This window comes from Olivibacter sp. EAT-5, from assembly GCF_044784325.1.
Taxonomy (GTDB): domain Bacteria; phylum Bacteroidota; class Bacteroidia; order Sphingobacteriales; family Sphingobacteriaceae; genus Olivibacter; species Olivibacter oleidegradans.
Genome location: NZ_CP173028.1, coordinates 4,499,122 through 4,516,998 on the forward strand (window position 1 = coordinate 4,499,122; position 17,877 = coordinate 4,516,998).

At 40.2% G+C, this 17,877-nt stretch carries 15 protein-coding genes and 1 riboswitch; of the genes, 6 read left to right on the top strand and 9 right to left on the bottom strand.

Annotated elements, in window-relative coordinates:
* Positions 1 to 9 precede the first annotated feature (9 nt).
* Both ACH11B_RS18680 and ACH11B_RS18685 read right to left on the bottom strand, forming a co-directional pair.
* A complete protein-coding gene (locus ACH11B_RS18680) occupies positions 10 to 945 on the bottom strand; it encodes an alpha-E domain-containing protein (protein WP_013666627.1) in 936 nt (311 codons plus the stop codon).
* A gap of 13 nt (positions 946 to 958) precedes the next feature.
* Complete coding sequence (locus ACH11B_RS18685) at positions 959 to 2,404, bottom strand: circularly permuted type 2 ATP-grasp protein (protein ID WP_013666628.1); 1,446 nt, start codon at positions 2,402 to 2,404, stop codon at positions 959 to 961.
* 637 nt (positions 2,405 to 3,041) lie between these two features.
* Here ACH11B_RS18685 and ACH11B_RS18690 point away from each other — a divergent pair.
* Positions 3,042 to 3,290 carry a hypothetical protein gene (locus ACH11B_RS18690; RefSeq protein WP_130857782.1) on the top strand — a complete coding sequence of 83 codons (249 nt, stop codon included), beginning with the start codon at positions 3,042 to 3,044 and terminating at the stop codon, positions 3,288 to 3,290.
* A 392-nt stretch (positions 3,291 to 3,682) separates the two neighbouring features.
* On the opposite strand, the gene ACH11B_RS18695 is transcribed toward ACH11B_RS18690, so the two are convergent.
* The 4 genes from ACH11B_RS18695 to ACH11B_RS18710 form a co-directional block, all read right to left on the bottom strand.
* On the bottom strand, positions 3,683 to 4,375 hold the full coding sequence (locus ACH11B_RS18695; RefSeq protein WP_377609077.1) for an NAD-dependent deacylase: 693 nt from the start codon (positions 4,373 to 4,375) through the stop codon (positions 3,683 to 3,685).
* A 6-nt stretch (positions 4,376 to 4,381) separates the two neighbouring features.
* Positions 4,382 to 4,987, bottom strand: a complete 606-nt coding sequence (locus ACH11B_RS18700) for a DUF6580 family putative transport protein (protein WP_377609075.1) — start codon at positions 4,985 to 4,987, stop codon at positions 4,382 to 4,384.
* A 178-nt stretch (positions 4,988 to 5,165) separates the two neighbouring features.
* Positions 5,166 to 6,614, bottom strand: a complete 1,449-nt coding sequence (locus ACH11B_RS18705; protein ID WP_377609073.1) for an alpha-L-fucosidase — start codon at positions 6,612 to 6,614, stop codon at positions 5,166 to 5,168.
* An 11-nt stretch (positions 6,615 to 6,625) separates the two neighbouring features.
* Positions 6,626 to 8,455 (bottom strand): alpha-L-fucosidase, encoded by a 1,830-nt coding sequence (locus ACH11B_RS18710; RefSeq protein WP_377609071.1) that lies wholly within the window; start codon positions 8,453 to 8,455, stop codon positions 6,626 to 6,628.
* Between the two features lie 123 nt (positions 8,456 to 8,578).
* Here ACH11B_RS18710 and ACH11B_RS18715 point away from each other — a divergent pair, with 123 nt between their 5' ends.
* Together ACH11B_RS18715 and ACH11B_RS18720 are read left to right on the top strand one after the other, a co-directional pair.
* The gene (locus ACH11B_RS18715; RefSeq protein WP_130857777.1) at positions 8,579 to 9,697 is read left to right on the top strand and encodes an AI-2E family transporter; all 1,119 of its coding nucleotides are present in this window, start codon (positions 8,579 to 8,581) and stop codon (positions 9,695 to 9,697) included.
* A 95-nt stretch (positions 9,698 to 9,792) separates the two neighbouring features.
* Positions 9,793 to 10,746, top strand: a complete 954-nt coding sequence (locus ACH11B_RS18720; protein WP_377609069.1) for an aldo/keto reductase — start codon at positions 9,793 to 9,795, stop codon at positions 10,744 to 10,746.
* A 245-nt stretch (positions 10,747 to 10,991) separates the two neighbouring features.
* Here ACH11B_RS18720 and ACH11B_RS18725 read toward each other — a convergent pair whose 3' ends face one another.
* The 3 genes from ACH11B_RS18725 to mqnE all read right to left on the bottom strand — a co-directional run bounded on the left by ACH11B_RS18725 (position 10,992) and on the right by mqnE (position 14,103).
* Positions 10,992 to 11,711, bottom strand: a complete 720-nt coding sequence (locus ACH11B_RS18725) for a menaquinone biosynthetic enzyme MqnA/MqnD family protein (protein WP_130857775.1) — start codon at positions 11,709 to 11,711, stop codon at positions 10,992 to 10,994.
* 16 nt (positions 11,712 to 11,727) lie between these two features.
* Positions 11,728 to 12,357 carry a histidine phosphatase family protein gene (locus tag ACH11B_RS18730; RefSeq protein ID WP_013666636.1) on the bottom strand — a complete coding sequence of 210 codons (630 nt, stop codon included), beginning with the start codon at positions 12,355 to 12,357 and terminating at the stop codon, positions 11,728 to 11,730.
* 549 nt (positions 12,358 to 12,906) lie between these two features.
* Positions 12,907 to 14,103, bottom strand: coding sequence for an aminofutalosine synthase MqnE (gene mqnE / locus ACH11B_RS18735; protein ID WP_013666637.1), 1,197 nt, complete (start codon positions 14,101 to 14,103; stop codon positions 12,907 to 12,909).
* A 250-nt stretch (positions 14,104 to 14,353) separates the two neighbouring features.
* On the opposite strand from mqnE, the gene ACH11B_RS18740 reads away from it, so the two are divergent.
* The 3 genes from ACH11B_RS18740 (at position 14,354) to metX (ending at position 17,874) form a co-directional block, all read left to right on the top strand.
* Entirely contained in the window at positions 14,354 to 14,896 is a 543-nt protein-coding gene (locus ACH11B_RS18740; protein WP_013666638.1) for a GNAT family N-acetyltransferase, read from the top strand.
* A gap of 216 nt (positions 14,897 to 15,112) precedes the next feature.
* Positions 15,113 to 15,221: riboswitch (SAM riboswitch) on the top strand.
* 255 nt (positions 15,222 to 15,476) lie between these two features.
* Positions 15,477 to 16,781 carry an O-acetylhomoserine aminocarboxypropyltransferase/cysteine synthase gene (locus ACH11B_RS18745; protein WP_041388382.1) on the top strand — a complete coding sequence of 435 codons (1,305 nt, stop codon included), beginning with the start codon at positions 15,477 to 15,479 and terminating at the stop codon, positions 16,779 to 16,781.
* 34 nt (positions 16,782 to 16,815) lie between these two features.
* On the top strand, positions 16,816 to 17,874 hold the full coding sequence (metX, locus tag ACH11B_RS18750) for a homoserine O-acetyltransferase (protein WP_377609067.1): 1,059 nt from the start codon (positions 16,816 to 16,818) through the stop codon (positions 17,872 to 17,874).
* Positions 17,875 to 17,877 lie beyond the last annotated feature (3 nt).

The following is a 17,877-nucleotide window of genomic DNA, read 5'->3' on the forward strand; positions in this document are numbered from 1 at the left end:
ATGAATCTTTTAATAGGAAAAAAATAACAGTTTGAGTTTGGCGTTGAAGTCTTGTAGCTTACGTTTAAGCTCTAAGAAGAAAGATTGGATATCCGTGGATGGTAGCGATGCGGGATCCATAAAGCGTATGCGACTGTGAATTCGCCCGAAACTTCGTAACAGTTCAGGTACTTCAGGATTGGTGTTTTCCTTCACAAGTACGGCTAACGATCGTTCAATCTGATTTAGGCAATACAATACCGAATGTGGAAAATCCGCATTAAAGATGACCTGATGGAGAATTTGTTGATTGTGTTTGGTGCTTCGATAGGTTTTTAGATATGCTTCATAACCCGCAAGAGATAAGAGGAGAAATCTCCAACTGGTGATATCAAGTTCCTTGTATAAATCGTAGTTATGAAGCGCACATTGTTTATCGGTTAATATAAGAGTTTCGATTCCTCTTTCAACAAATTTGCCGAGCTTCATGACGTTCCATCCGATTCCTCTTTGCATCGTTACATCTGCAACACCTGCATACATCATGCTGTGCTTTAAAAATAAATCGATAATCTCCAACGCGTCTGCACTAGCAAGTTTTAGTTTTACGAAAGGCCGGTTGATAAGATGATAAATGGAATTAACTTCTTCCCAAACTTCTCGAGTAATATGGTCTTGTATACCACGGGCATTTTCACGTGCTTTTTGAATGATGTTCTTCGCGGAATTTTCGTTGTTGTTATCTAACAGCAAATAATGAAGTGCCGCATAGGTGTCGTTTTCAAATACCTGAGCCTTATCCTCCGGTAAATCAGTATATACCTGCAAAATCGGTTTCCATGTTCCACTGTTGATGTTCTTATCTAAAGAATAGATATAATGAGTTCTGGCAACACGAAGCATTTCTTCAACGCGCTCCATATATCTACTTAACCAGAATAATGAATCTGCAATGCGACTTAACATATCGGATGATTAATTAGTCAATAATCCACGTGTCTTTACTACCTCCACCTTGCGACGAATTTACAACAAGCGACCCTTCCGTTAAGGCAACGCGAGTCAAGCCTCCGGGAACTAATTTGATTCCCTGTGGACCGTATAAGGCATAAGGGCGAAGGTCGACATGGCGAGGTTGAATCTTGCCATTAATAAAACATGGAACCGTACTTAATTGAATAATGGGCTGGGCAACATAATTGCGGGGATTTTTTTCAATCTCGCTTTTGGCTTTTAGCCATTCTCGTTCGCTGATCGCGTTTCCCATAATCATACCATAGCCGCCCGATTGATTGGTGTTTTTTATAACGAGGTTATCTATATTTGAAATAGCATATTTAAGCACTTCCGGATCACTGAGCTGATAGGTAGGAATGTTGTTTAATATCGGCTCTTCATTCAGGTAATATTTAATCATTTCGGGGACATAAGCATATACTGCTTTGTCGTCGGCTACGCCGTTTCCCACTGCATTGACGATAGCCACATTGCCTTTCCGGTAAGTACTCAGTAAACCAGGCACGCCAAGTAAGCTGTCTTGCTTGAATACGAGTGGGTCCAAAAACTCGTCATCCACTCTTCGATAGATGACATTTACCTGTTTAAGACCTTTGGTCGTTTTCGTGTATACTTTATGATTATCGACTACCAAATCCCGGCCTTCTACAAGATCAACGCCCATTTGTTTTGCCAGGAAGGTGTGTTCGTAATAAGCCGAATTAAAAATCCCAGGTGTTAATATAACTATATATGGATCAGATACTTGAGAAGAAATCAAGTTAAGTAAAACTTCATGTAAGAGCGTAGGGTAGTGGGTAACGCTCCGAACATTCGATGAGGATAAAATATCAGGAAAAATTCGCTTCGTTACTTCACGGTTTTCTAACATGTAGCTCACCCCGGAAGGCGTACGAAGATTGTCTTCCAATACATAAAATTTGCCATCGCTTCCGCGTATCAAATCGATCCCGGAAATGTGAACATAGATATCGTAAGGGACCCTGATACCGTAAGCTTCTCTGGTATAATGTGGGCAACTGGCAATTAGCTCCGCAGGAACGATACCGTCACGTAATATCTGTTGTTCATGATAAATATCCTTTAGAAATAGATTTAGCACTTTTAAACGCTGAATAATGCCCTTTTCAATTTCTTCCCATTCAGCACCCGTGATAATCCTGGGGATAATATCAAAAGGAAAGATGCGCTCAATTCCTTCATTATTGTTGTAAACTGTAAAAGTAATGCCTTGATTTAAGAACAATTCTCCCGCTAAACGATGCCGATTGCTCATGCTATCCACGTCAAGGTTTTTAAGCATCGAGAAAACATGACTATATTGATGACGGATGTTTTTAGAGTCATACATCTCATCCCAAGTATTTTCATGATACACATATTCGTTCAGAAAATGATCATTTGACATATATTCTTATTTTTTGCTAATTTTAAGCAAATAAAATCGCATTTGCAATAAAAATATATCAATATAAGCCGAAAAAAATTGAAATAATTTCAAAATATCATTTTTCTTACGTTTTTCATTTAAAAATTAAACTAAAAAATATGTGAAAAAAGCAAATACACATACAGAATTGATATTGTATTGTTTTACTTATTAAAATCATTAAAACATAATAGATAATAATAAAATATTTCTACTGTATCACATTATTTTGGCATAAAAGCAGTTATACATTTTATTTAAGCAATATAAAATATGCACAAAATAATAAAAATGCTTTTATAGTAGGAATTTTAGTTGTATCTGGTATGTGAGGAATAGTAACTGCCTGCAATTTATGATATATTTATCGGCCTGATTTTCCGACCACACTTCATAAGTAATCACAGATTTTTGTAAGGTTATCAACAGCTTTATTTGTTAGCACATATTTAGCCATTTCTCTTTATCAGAGTAAACATTAAAAGGCAAACTATTTTATCTTATAATTTATATTATGTTAAATAGAAAGTTTTCCCCTCTCCCCATATTAACATATGGTTGGTATTTTGTAACTTTGGCCTAGTTAAACTAAGCTTCTATATTTTCACGGATTCTTATGAGAGCAATTGCCGAACTTCCGCATAAAGAATGCAAAATCAGCATCTTTTCCATGAACCAAAAGTTTATTATTAAATTTGAGCAAGGTTCTCTTGAACAAGTTTACAAGATTACTGAAATGGATGTCACGGACGGCGTAAACGGTGTTTTTCAAATACTGGATGAAGAATTTGTGCAGGCTATCGTTGCACGCTTTGCTACTATGCGTGCAGATTTTAAAAAGGCTTATGAACGTCATGAATATTAGCTATAAACGATAAGCTATATTTTGTGACTCTCTGTAGGATTTCTTCTTGATCGTCCCAGATCATCCTTTTTGCTTCTATCCTTCCTCAATTTATTCTTTTCTTTACTATGTCAAATTCATTAATAAGCAGCTTGTTATGATTTGTTTTTGATCGAAACCGAATTATATTTTGCTTCTTTTGCGATCAAGGGCTAACATCTTCGATCTTTACGGTATCAACTCTTTATATAAAAGACGTTAAATATATTATTTTCAGGTAAATATAGTTGTAAATAAAATATTATTTGGTGATCAAATAGATCTAATACTAATTTTGTAGGCCTATTTATAAGCTATAAGCCATATGCTCTAAGCCGTAAGCTTATGGTCTACTCAACTATTCTACTACTCAACTATTTAACCACACTGAGCAATTGATCGACCACCTTCGGGACGCCGATACTAGCTTTCGCTGCAACACTTTGAATTTCTGAATCCACTCGATTAAGTTGTTGAGCCTCGGGATCGATTAAAATCTTTTGTGCATAATGAGGAGGGAAATTTATCAGACCTGCCGCCGGGTATACTTGTAGCGATGTACCTACAATCAGGAGGATATCAGCCTTTCGGCATTCATCAATAGCCGTTTGCATCATTGGAACGGGTTCGCCAAACCAAACGACATGAGGTCTTAGTTGGGAACCCCTGGCGCAACGATCCCCCATTTTTATCTCTGTTCCCTGTATGTCATAAATCAATGATGGATCAAGAGAAGATTGTGCTTTTGTGATTATTCCATGGAGATGGATAACATGTTTTGATCCTGCCCGCTCATGCAGGTCATCAATGTTCTGGGTAATTATGGTGACCTGAAATTTGCTTTCTAATTTGACAAGGGCTTGATGAGCCGCATTGGGTTTTGCATCCAGCACGGCTTTTCTCCTGATATTATAAAAATGTTGTACTAATTCGGGGTCTTTTCGCCAAGCTTCGGGAGTAGCGACGTCTTCTACTTTATATCCTTCCCATAAACCATCCTCACCGCGAAAGGTCTTCAATCCACTTTCCGCCGATATACCTGCTCCCGTGAATACGACAACCTTCATGCCTGATTATTTGTAGTTTGGCTTGCTTATGCTTAGTTCATGAGGTACGGCAAGAAGAGGGAAATGTTTTTTCGCCCATTCAAATCCTCCGTAGAGAATAATTCCATAAGCTAAATTGCCCAGCAAGAGATTCTTTTCAAATGGAATGGCTTTAATGTAACAATCGATAAAGCCCTGGGCGTTTAAGGGATATATTTGACCACTTATCCAGACACCAAAATTAGTGACAATCCAATGGATTAACACCGAAGCTATGGCCGCTCCGAAAACACGCAAGGTCGTCACTTTTTTTATTAGGCTACCAATAAATACCATAAGTGCGAAAGCAATATACACGTACACAATGCCCTCATAAAATAAAGTGATTTTTCCGTAATAACCATAATTAACGATGATATCGGAAATAAAAAGTGTTAACAGGGGTGTAAAATAAGCAGCCCACCTATTGCGAAAATAAGTTCCTGCAAACAAGGCGGTAGCTCCAACGGGTGTGAAATTGGCCCAGTCTCCAAATTTACCTACATTAAGAATCCGCAAAAGCGCGGTGCTAACGATGATTAAAATGAGCATGGCATTCCGTGTGTTGACTCTGCCGGTTTCGCTTGTGTTCATACTTGAATTATTTGTCTACAAACTTAACTAAAATGCGTGTTATTTACTAATTTAGTTGATCAAGACGTAGGTGTCAAGTACCAGGATGTAGGTGTCAAGATGTAAGTATCAAGTATCAGACATAGGAAATCTTAGCTCTTGTGTCTCTCATCTTATGTCCCATGTCCTATGTCTCTTATCACAAATAAACATATCCGATCTTAATCATGCTCGCATAGTCGTCCGACTGCAAATTTCTCGCTGTTTGTGGAATCTCAATTTGAATATGCTTATCAACAATCTTCCAGCGAAGCTTGACTTTTGAACCTACCAGGCTTATATCATGTAGTTTGGCGTCCTCTTTTAATGGCAATTCCAATTTAGCGGGTAAGTTCTCCCCTCCCTCTTTGTGTAAAACAAAAGCATAAACGGTATTTTCCTCCCTATTTTGTGTAAAAAAAATATTGCCGATTGAATAAGGAGCAATACTATGCGAAGCATAAATGCCTTCTCCGTATTTATTTATCCATTTTCCGATCTCCTTTAAACGCTGATAGGCTATAGGATCCCAGTCTCCTTTGGGCCCGGGAGCTATGTTGAGTAGGTAGTTCCCCCCTCTTGATACTATTTTTATTAGATTGTGCACGATTTCTCTCGCCGGCTTATATTGATCGTTCGGAACATAGCTGAATGAGTTGCCCATGGTCATGCATGATTCCCAGGGAATACCGAGCGGCTTGTTGGGGATCGACTGTTCCGGTGTGACATAATTTTCATATTCACCAGGGACAGTTCTATCTACGATAATAATGCCCGGTTGTTTTTTGCGCGCCATGTTAGCGATTCTTGGCATGTCTATGTCCTGTTCTGTTTTAATGCCTCGTTGCCATTCGACGGTAGTATCTACAGTCGCTAATGGTCGCACCCACCCCCCGTCTAACCATAGGATGTCAATTTTACCATAGTCAGTCATTAATTCGCTAATCTGGTTGTAAGTAAAGTCTTTGAATTGCTGCCAGCGATCCGGATACTTTTTTGGGTCATAGTTGACATTTCTATCTTTTGGCGGGAAATAAGGCCACCAATAATACGGTGTATGCCAATCAGGTTTGGAAAAGTAGGCTCCTATTTTGAACTGATCTTGTCGAAAAGCGTTAAAAATCTCTTTGGCTACATTGGCACGAGGGTTACCTGAAAAAGGTGATTTGCTATCGGTAATCTTATAATCACTTTGCTTTGTGTCAAACATGGCAAAACCATCATGATGCTTGGTGGTGAATACCACGTACTTCATGCCAGCTTCCTTCGCCGCCAGAGCCCATTTTCCGGGATTGAAGTCAATCGGATTAAACTGTTTCTGTAAATCTTCGTAGGCCTTAACATATTCATAATAATTGGCTGCATGTGGGCCCCGACGTTGCGTCCACCCTTCGTCTTCGGGACAAAGGCTCCAACTTTCAACAATTCCCCATTGACTATAAGTGCCCCAATGCATAAAAAGGCCGAATTTCAATTCTTGCCATTCAGACAGGTTTTTCACGACCAATGGATCTTTCGGCTTAATATAATTGGCCGATGTGTTATGTTCCTGGCCGATAGCCTGGGTTCCGAAGTATAAACTCAGTAACCCCACTAAAAATTTTTTCATATTATATGATATTACAAGTTATTTTCAATAGCACCAACATTTTCTCGGTAAAGATCTAAAGGTCCGTCCAACAACAGCGCAATAACTGTCATTTGCGGATCTAGACGATCTTCCGGTACGGGTATATAGGTTATCCCCGGTACTTTGCTCCAATATAATTTGTTGTAAATCAGTGGTGTTAATAAAGTACCCTCACCCACAATTCGCGCACGTTGTATTGTGTTTCTAAGTCCTTTAATAGCTATAGGGCCGGTTGGTTTGCCTTCAATAAACAAAAATAAGGTTTGTTTATCTTCCGATAAAGCACTAAGTCCGGTATAGTGCCCTTCCGGAAGGCCGCTCTTCGCATGATACAGCGCTTCGGCATGCTTCGTTATCCAAGCTTGCAAAGAAGGGTTTTCAGATAAACGATAATTGTATCCATCTGCTGCTAACTGGCTGTTATCGAAAATATTATTGCCTGCATTGATGTTGTTGATAATTGTGTGAATCTGCTGGCCTAAACTTGTTTCAGGGCGTTGTAAATTCTCGTGAGCGATTTTGTTCAGTTGCGGCGTACTTAGCTTTAATGTTTCAGCAAGTTGAACGGCTACAACTGTAGCATCCTTGTCTTCCGCGGCGGCCGGGATGTCAATAGCTAGTTGTTGCCCCTGTTCTTGGAACGAAATATTTCCTTGGTGGCCTAAAATGCGCACGGTGTTTACTTTAGCTATTAAGCCATTGATATATATTGTTTTATTGTCCTTTTTCTCGAGAAATAAGTAAATTGTTTTATTGTCTTTCGATAAAGCGGATTTTCCTATGAAATGACCGTGCGGCAGCCCTTCTCGGGTTCCGTAAATGGCTTCCTCGTTTTTTTGTGTCCACCGACCAAGATCTTTCAAAATGGCAATTTGTTCAGTCGGGATACGGCCATCCGCCTGTGGGCCGATATCCAAGAGTAGGTTCCCTCCCATACTAATACAATCAATCAAGGTTCGGATAATCATATTCGATGATTTATAATGCCGGTCGTACGGCTGATAACCCCAAGAATCGTTCATGGTATAGCATAATTCCCAATACGGATTGGATGGTTTAAGCACGGGTACGCCTTGTTCGGGGGTGTCATAATCGCCATGGCCTGTTAATCGTGCATTGACTATAATATTTGGATTGTGTCTTCGAAGATTTGCTAATATACTTTCAGCTTGCCATTCGCCGGCACTATGCTCCCAATCGCCATCAAACCATAATAAATCCGGGTCGAAGCGATCGGAAAGCTCTTCCAGTTGGCCCATCATGTAGTTTTGATATCGTTGCCATCGGTTTGGGTCATCTTTTAAATTGTATCGCTTTCTGAGGCGAGTGAAGACATCATAATCGTCTTGGCTCCAGTCGGGCAAAGAAAAATAAATTCCTGATTTGATCCCTTTTCTTTTCAGCGCCTTAAAAAAAGGACTGAGCACGTCACGTTTAGCCGCACCGTGCTTCTCAATCGTAATAGCCTTATCAACCTTACTGTCCCATAATGCTACACCATCGTGATGTTTAGAAGTGATAACGGCATACTTAGCACCGCTGAGAGAAATGAGATCTACCCACTCTTCCGGCTTGTAGTTTGATGCCGTAAAGCCCTGCAATTGCCGCATATAGGCTTCATGATTTAAATAATTATTGAAAAAAGACCATGATTCGGAAATACCATTTACCGAATAGATTCCCCAATGGATAAATATACCCAATTTGGCATCCTTAAACCATTCCATTTTTTGCTGATTGGTTGTTTGCTTTTTCTGCGCAGATGTGGAAAGAAAAAGAAAGCACGCTAAAAGCTTAACGACTATATATTTTATTGGCATAAGTTGTGGTTAGATTTTAATTTTTTTGATAAAGATAATCTATTTATCATTTTAGGCAAAGAAATTGTACCACGGATTTAAAAATACGTTAACTTTATTTTTATTTACTCCTATGTACATTATATGAAAACAGTTGTACTCCCTTTTTATGTTAAACTGGCCTGCGTCTTATTGAGTATCCTATTATTGGGCTACCTGGCGATTTTAGGACATACCATTTTGGCTCCATTGATCTTTGGATTTTTATGCTCGGTTTTGCTGTTGCCGCTGGCTAATCTTCTGGAACGCAATTTTCAAATGCCTCGTTCCGTATCTTCGTTGTTATCATCCATTGCGCTGGTCATACTCATTGGTGCGGTGTTCACCTTGTTAGGTACTCAGCTTTCGTCTTTGGCAAATGATTGGCCGGCTTTTAAGCAACAGCTCTTGAAATCAGCAGCTGACCTGCAGTTTTGGATTTCCGATACCTTTCATGTAAACAACAAAGCACAGATTGACTATATCAATCAAGCTGCTTCAAAATCACTTAGTACCGGGACTACCTTGTTGAGCAAAACATTGATGTCCTTATCGTCACTGTTTTTACTGTTGCTATTCTCTTTTCTTTATACATTTTTTATTCTTTTTCATAGAAGGTTGATTGTTAGGTTTTTAGTGAATTCATTTAAAGAAAATCATAGCCCTGTTGTGTATGAAATTGTCTACCAGATCCAATATATTATAAAACGTTATGTCGTGGGACTTTTTTTACAAATGCTGATAGTCACTATTCTGGCGTGCTTGGCATTTTACTTTATTGGCGTAAAGTACAGCTTCCTCCTAGGGTTGATTACAGGCATTTTCAATATTATTCCCTACGTGGGGATTTTTACTGCCTTAGTGATCACGGTTCTAATCACTTTTGCTACCTCGACAGCAACGAATGTCCTTTTTGTTGTGATCGCATTGGTCGTTATTCATGCAGTAGATGGAAATTACATTATGCCGAAAATCGTTGGCTCGAAAGTGCAAATTAATACCTTGATTGCCCTAATTGGTCTCGTGCTGGGCGAAATGCTTTGGGGAATTACCGGGATGTTTTTATCAATACCCATCATTGCCATTATGAAAGTGGTTTTTGATAGAATACCGGAGCTTAAGCCTTGGGGCATGTTGTTAGGAGACGAAAGCAGTGAAGAAGGTAGTTATATGAAGATCCCCAAGCGAACACGAAAGCAAAAAATAGAGAATCTGTTAGATTGAGTAAATGGGATGTCATATTTGGCGTCGTATAGACAAGATTTAAAACTTATCCCGTCAGTTACCGTTTATTGTTAGTAACAAATAAATTTACGTAAATGGCACATAAAAGGAAGTTAGGTTTAACAGCGTTAGAGGTTTCCCCTATTGCTTTTGGAGGTAATGTTTTTGGATGGACTTTAGATGAAACAGCATCTTTTCAGTTATTGGATGCATTGATAGATGGCGGCTATAATTTTATAGACACTGCCGATGTATATTCCAAATGGGTTCCGGGAAATAAAGGTGGCGAATCAGAGACGATTATTGGGAATTGGTTATCGAAACGGGGAAAACGCGATGATGTAGTGATTGCTACCAAGTTAGGTGCTGAGATGGATAAAGACAGAAAGGGGCTAAAAGCCGCTTATGTAAAAGAAGCGGTAGAGGCTTCGTTGAAAAGACTAAAAACGGATTATATTGATCTCTATCAAACCCATTATGACGATGAGGCGACGCCGATTGAAGAAACTATGGAGGCGCTAAATACCCTTATTGAGGAGGGTAAAGTACGCTATATCGGCGCCTCTAATTTCAAGGCTGCACGTATTGCTGCTTCGAACGAATTTGCAAGAAAAAACAATTTGCAGCCTTATGTCAGCATCCAACCCCTTTATAATCTATACGACCGGCAGACGTTTGAGACGGAGTATCTTTCGTTGGTACAAGATCAAAATCTGGCCGTGCTAAATTATTATGCATTGGCCAGTGGCTTTCTTACCGGCAAGTATCGAACGGAAGCTGATTTAGGCAAAAGCCAGCGAGGTGAAACGGTAAAACAATACTTGAATGAACGCGGTGAAAGAATTCTGGTTGCCTTGGAAGAAATCGCCGCCAATAAAAGTGCAACGAAGGCGCAAATAGCCATTGCCTGGTTGCTCCATAAACCTTTTATTACCGCGCCTATTGCCAGCGCAACCAATGAGAAACAGCTGCATGATTTAATTACGTCGGCAGACATCGCACTGAGTTCGGAGGAAATAAAAATATTGGATAACGCAAGTAGTTATTAGGGAGCAGTTAGCAGGGAGTAGTTATTAGGGAGTAGTTAGCAGGGAGTAGTTATTAGGGAGTAGTTAATAGGGAGTAGTTATTAGGGAGTAGTTAATAGGGAGTAGTTATTAGGGAAATAGTTAATAGGGAGAACTTTTTTCTTATCTGTTACCTAGCCTTTAACTAGTTCCCTAGCTCCAACTCACCGGTTCACTGTTCCCTACTCACTGTTCCCTTGTTCCCTATTAACCGGTTCACTGTTCCCTTAAAGTGCTTGAATGTACTGATGAAACAATTGAATCGCTTCTCTTTTTTTATCAGTAAGCGCAAAGTCGATAGCGTGATTAAGGTAATGAGCGATATCAAAATCGTCCCTTTTAGGCAAGTTGTCGATAACCTTATCTCGATTATCCAATCCGAATTTCATTGATTTATTGAAAAGTTCAATAAAACTGCTCGGTAAAGATTTGTTAGCGGCCCATACGGCGAAAGCAAAAGGTAAACCCGTAAAGTTCATCCACTCAGCTCCCATATCATAAACAAAAGGAAAGCTTTCCTTTTTTCCAAACGTCCGATCACCTATTTCGACGAATGCATCGGCATTTTGGTCTTCCGTAAGTTCAACCGGTTGTTTCCAGTAATTTTTTAACAGTACGCGAGCAAGGTTGTTAGAAGTGCGTGACTGCTTATCAAGTCGTAGCGTTTTTATTTCGTGAACCGGTTTGTTGCTAAAAATAAATACTGAATTAACTGCGCCGGTAGCGCCGATACAATAGTCTGAAATAATTTCATATTTCGGTATCTGCAATAGAGCGGCTACCGGTACCAAGCCTACGTCCACCTGACAATCAATTAGCTTTTGTGCGCAGGTACTTGGTATATCCAAGCTTAATTCTATTTCATCAATCAGTGGGGTGTTTTTTATACCATAGATAAATGGAGTCGTATTTGTATAGGATACGGCTGATACTTTAATTTTGTTCATGTGTTAATATAAAATGCTATTCGACGTCCTGAAGCTGTGCTAAATGGTTTATGTTGTAATGATCTTCAATCGTAAAGGTACCCTCATTATAGGAAACTAAATATAGAGCCGTATTCATATGAGGAAAGTCGTCCATTTGAGATAAAGGTTTGTTTATCAGTAAGCAAAGTAGAATACGCATTGCGCGACCGTGCATACAGATAAGCACATTGCGTTCATCGGGTTGGGAGGTGATATAATCCATAGCCTTTTTTTGCCTTTCCTGTACTTGATTAGGACTTTCGCCTCCTTCTATGGCGATATCTAATTTCCCTTCGCTCCATTGCTGCGTAATCGAGTTGAAACCTGTGATAATGTTAGTGGATTGCTCTTTACCTTCGTAAATTCCCCAACTAATTTCATCCAGTCCTTCGAGCTGTTCCCAAGGAATACCTTGATTAATAAAATTAGCGACTGTTTGATGGGTTCGGATTAAGGTAGAGGTATATATTTTATCAAATTTTATTGCTTGGTAAGCTTCATAGAAAGCCTGCGCCTGTTGATTTCCCAGGTCATTTAACGGTGTGTTGACACCCCTGCCCTGTACTATTCCTTGTTTGTTTAAATCGGTTTCTCCGTGTCTGATTATATAGAATAATTTTTTCATTCAAGTAATTTGTTCTTTATCGGTGATGAAGCTTGCATAAATTATTCATTTTTCTTCGGTATATGGCAATTTATGCAGGTTTCATTCAAGTAATTTGTTCTTTAGTAGTTCGGGATAAAAGTATCAAGACAAAAGTATCAAGACATCATCCAAGCCTGATTATGGAGTAGTGAGCAAGTCTAGCGTCCCATTCCCTTACTCCCCAAGTCCAGTGATCTTGGGAACCGGTTAACAGTGAACAAGTCTAGCACCCCATTGCCTTACTCCCCAAGTCCAGTGATCTTGGGAACCAGTTAACAGTGGACAAGTTTAGCACCCCATTCCCTTACTCCCTAAGTCCAGTGATCTTGGGAACCGGTTAACAGTGAACAAGTCTAGCACCCCATTGCCTTACTCCCCAAGTCCAGTGATCTTGGGAACCAGTTAACAGTGAACAAGTTTAGCACCCCATTCCCTTACTCCCTAAGTCCAGTGATCTTGGGAACCGGTTAACAGTGAACAAGTCTAGCACCCCATTGCCTTACTCCCTATTCACTAGTTTCCTCTTCCCTAATTCAACACCGGCAAGCTGTAATAGCTTTTTTTAGGATTGCTTTCTTCGAACTGATAATCCTGATAATCCGTAACCACATTATATAAGGTGTCACGTTCAATCGGATGCCGTCCTACCTGCTTGATCAGCTCAACCAGTTGCTGCGTACTCATGGCTGGATTTTGCTCTTCAGCTCCTGCCATTGAATAGATTTTGGTAGTATCATCTAAGGTGCCATCTATGTCGTCCACACCAAAGCTCAAAGACAGCTGCGCTGTATCTCTACTGATCATAGCCCAGTATGCCTTTATATGCTGAAAGTTGTCGAGGTAAATGCGTGCTATCGCATAATTTCTCAAATCTTCGATGACCGAAGATTCAGGAATGTGCGACATTTGATTGTCTTTGTTTCTAAACTTGAGGGGGATAAATGTTTGAAATCCGCCTGTTTTGTCTTGCAACTGACGCAGTTGCTCCATATGATCAACGCGGTGATGAAATGCTTCTATATGGCCATAAAGCATCGTTGCGTTTGAATACATGCCCAGTTTGTGCCACTCCTCATGAATGGCCAACCATTGTTCTGCATTACATTTATCCTTAGCGATCTGGTCTCGTATCTCCGGATGGAAAATTTCCGCTCCGCCGCCCGGCATGGACTCCAATCCCGCTTCCTTCATCATGCGCATACCCGTAGCGTAATCTACTTTTGCCTTCTTAAAAATATAATGATATTCAACCGGTGTCAATGCCTTGACGTGAAGTTGTGGACGATGTTTTTTTATAGCAGAAAACAAATCCATATAAAACTGCATATTGTATTGCGGGAGCACCCCTCCTACTATATGGACTTCTGTAACCGGTTCATTATCATATTTTTTGATGGTTGACAGCATATCTTCCATGCTTGCTTCCCATCCTTCTGACCGCTCTTTAATTAAACGCGAATAGGAACAGAACTTACAGTCATACACGCATAAGTTGGTCGGTTCTATATGGAAATTCCGGTTGAAATAGGTGTAGTTGCCATTTTTTTTCTCCCGAATATAGTTTGCTAATACGCCTAAATAGCCTAATTCGCCTTTCTCGTAAAGTACTACCCCTTCTTCGAAGCTTATGCGCTCATTGTTAAGAACTTTTAATGCTATTTCTTTTAATTCTGCATCTAAATGGGGATCATCGATGACCAGCTGTAACCTATTATCTGCTTCCATACACAAATATCTTACCGACAAACTTAGATAAACTTGGCTGGATATGCAAACATGTAACCGTCTCGTTAAAGTAAGATTTACGGGCTGTAGGGTTTCCGCGGTAAGCGGTAGGCACGTATTACGTATAACTTACGACTTAAAACTCGCCTCAAACAATTTTAAAACTCACTTGTTTGTTTTATTGGAAAGATTGAGGTAGCTTTAAATCAACAAATAACAACCTCCGTTTTTTGTTCTAATTTCTTGAGTTATGGATACATTAAAGGTAGAGCCCATTGTTTTGCGTAAACTAACCATTGAAGACGCGGAAATCTTCGACAATGTCTATACGAGACCGGACCTGTTCTGGAAAATCAATATCAATGATGAAGTTGGTGATGAGACGGTCGAAGAGTTTACTAAAAGAATGCTTTGGTTATGTAAGTACATTTATACGATTCGGTTGAAAAATGAACCGGAAAAGGTAATCGGCTGTTGTGTGTTGTATAACTGGAATAAAAAGAAAAAAGACATTTTTTTCGGAGGTTCTCTATTACCGGAATATTGGGGAAAAGGAATTATGCCAGCTGCTTTCAATCAAATGATCGAGATGGCGAAATATTGTTTGGGCGCTTCCTTTATAAAAATATGCATTAATGAGGATAATCAGCCGGCTACTCGAATGGTAGAGAAGCTAGGTTTTTTTAACGCATTAAAAGAGGAAGAATTTGTAACCTATACCCGTCCCATCGATCTACCGGCCTCTACGGCTAAGTTGATTCATAAGGATAAGGGATTTCAGCAAGCAATTTAATGTGAGTGATGCCTGCCTTCCTGTAGGCAGGAATTTTGAATGATGAACGAGTAGTGGCGGTAGCACCTACCGACAGGCAGGCTTTTGAATTTTTACCATCCCTACGGCAGTCAGGCTTTTGAATTTTTACTTTTTACTTTTGAATTTTAAAATAAAATGTATATTTGCGCCATACATTCAACAATGTATTGATCAATTCCTCTTTAAAAGAGTCTTGATTTATAAAGAAGTGGCGAGAGACCGGCTCTAAGACCCACTGGCAACCATCCGAAGCGTTCGGAAAAGGTGCCAAATCCTGTCCCAGATAAATGGGAGCATATAAATGAATAAGACAATGAAATCGTATTCAACTATCAGCACATTCAAGTCCGGTGCAGTACTTTACCGGCAATCATTCGATCATACCTTCACTGGCAAAAAGCAGTCTTTTTCTTATATACATTGCTCTTGCATGTGTATGTGCTGTTGTTAAAAAGAACACTCTTTTTAACCGATGCTAAACATACATCGTTTTGATGTATTGTATGCGCATACGTCTACACTAATAAACAAACGATTAAACATTTTAAAGAAGAATCCAATGTCAACTAAAAATCTAAAATTTGATACTTTACAAGTCCATGCGGGACAAGAAGTAGACCCTGCTACTAATGCACGGGCGGTTCCTATTTATCAAACGACTTCCTATGTCTTTAACAATTCTGAGCACGGTGCGAATTTATTCGCTTTAAAAGAGTTCGGGAATATATATACGCGAATCATGAATCCGACAACGGATGTTTTTGAAAAGCGTATTGCGGCGCTTGAGGGAGGGGTAGCAGCGGTTGCGGTGGCCTCCGGACAGGCAGCACAATTTTTGGCCTTAACAAATATTTTGGAAAGTGGTGAGAACTTTGTGACCGGTTCCAATTTATACGGCGGCACCTATAACCAATTTAAGGTGTCTCTCAAACGTTTGGGTATTGAGGCGCGTTTTGCAAAAAATGATGAGGCAGCCGCTATTGAAGCGCTTATTGACGATAAAACAAAGGCTATTTATATTGAAACAATCGGTAATCCAAGTTTCAACATCCCCGATTTTGAGGCGGTTGCCGCAGTGGCGCGAAAATTTGAGCTTCCGCTGATTGTTGATAACACCTTCGGTGCCGGAGGTTACCTATTTAAACCCCTGGAACATGGGGCACACGTGGTGGTCGAATCGGCAACAAAATGGATCGGTGGTCATGGAACTAGCATTGGTGGTGTAATCGTTGATGGTGGCAATTATGATTGGGGCAATGGTAAATTTAAGCAGTTCAGCGAACCTTCCGAGGGATACCATGGCCTGGTATTTAAGGATGTGTTCGGTGTAAATGGGCCTTTTGGTAATATACAGTTTGCAATCCGCGCCCGTGTAGAAGGACTGCGGGATTTCGGTCCGGCCCTCTCCCCTTTTAATTCATTCTTATTGCTTCAGGGATTAGAAACGCTTTCGTTGCGTGTACAACGACACGTTGACAACGCACTAAGTGTAGCTAAATGGTTGGAGCAGCATCCCTTGGTCCAATCGGTTAATTATCCGGGTTTGGAATCACATCCGGCGCATGCTCGTGCTAAGAAGTATCTACAGCATGGTTTTGGAGCAGTATTGTCTTTTGAACTGAAAGGCGAAAAGGAAAGTGCAACAGCTTTTGTGGATAGTTTGCAGTTAATCAGCCATTTAGCCAATGTGGGTGATACAAAGACGCTGATTATTCAGCCTTCGGCTACAACCCATCAACAACTTTCGGATGAGGAACAACTGGCTGCCGGTGTTACGCCAACAGCCTTGCGCTTGGCCGTTGGTATTGAACATATAGATGATATAATAGCTGATTTACAGCAAGCTTTCGAGAAGATTAAATAGAAAAATTTAACAGCGCATTTGGCGCCTATTATATATGAGTATCCATAAATTCAATTATAATAAAACCTTCCGGCTTGAAAACGGGAAGCGATTGAGGGGTTTACAGATAGCCTACCATACCTATGGTCGATTAAATACACGTAAAGATAATGTGGTATGGGTTTGTCACGCGCTGACTGCAAATTCGGATGTGTTCGACTGGTGGCCCGGTTTGTTTGGGGAAAGAGATCTGTTCAATCCGCAGGAACATTTTATTATTTGTGCTAATATTATCGGATCTCATTATGGGACAACCAATCCGTTGACAACCAACCCAAGTACCGATCAACCTTATTATTTATCTTTTCCGCAGTTCTCCATTCGGGATCTGGTGGCGGCACATGAGCTTTTAGCGCAGCACCTGGGCATTGATAAGATTAAAGTACTAATTGGAGGCTCGTTGGGCGGGCAACAAGCCATGGAATGGGCTATTATCCATCCTGATCGGATTGAGAATCTTGTCTTATTGGCTACGAATGCCCAACATTCGCCTTGGGGCGTTGCCTTCAATGAAAGCCAGCGGTTGGCGATCAGTGCCGACCGGACCTTTTATGCGAATAAACCTAATGGCGGAGCGAAAGGTTTGAAAGTAGCTAGGAGTATCGCCTTACTTTCTTACAGGACTTACGAAACATACGGCGCCACGCAACTGGAAAGCTCGGATGAGAAAATAGATGATTTCCGTGCCTCTTCCTACCAAAATTATCAGGGAGAGAAATTAGTGAAGCGCTTCAATGCCTACAGTTATTGGTTTCTGAGTAAGGCCATGGATGCCCACAACGTGGGAAGGGGTCGTGATGGCGCAGAGAAGGCTTTGCAGCATATCCGTGCAAAAACGTTGGTTATTGGTATTACAAGCGATATATTATTTCCTTTGGATGAACAAAAGTATTTGGCCAAACATATTAGAAACGCCAAATTTGCGGCCATCAACTCCTTTTATGGACATGACGGATTTCTGATCGAAACCAAGCAGATCAGTAAAGAAATCGCTGCTTTTTTGAAACAAAGTTATCCCAATCGCTTGGATAGAACCTTGCAACCACTTATTTAATAA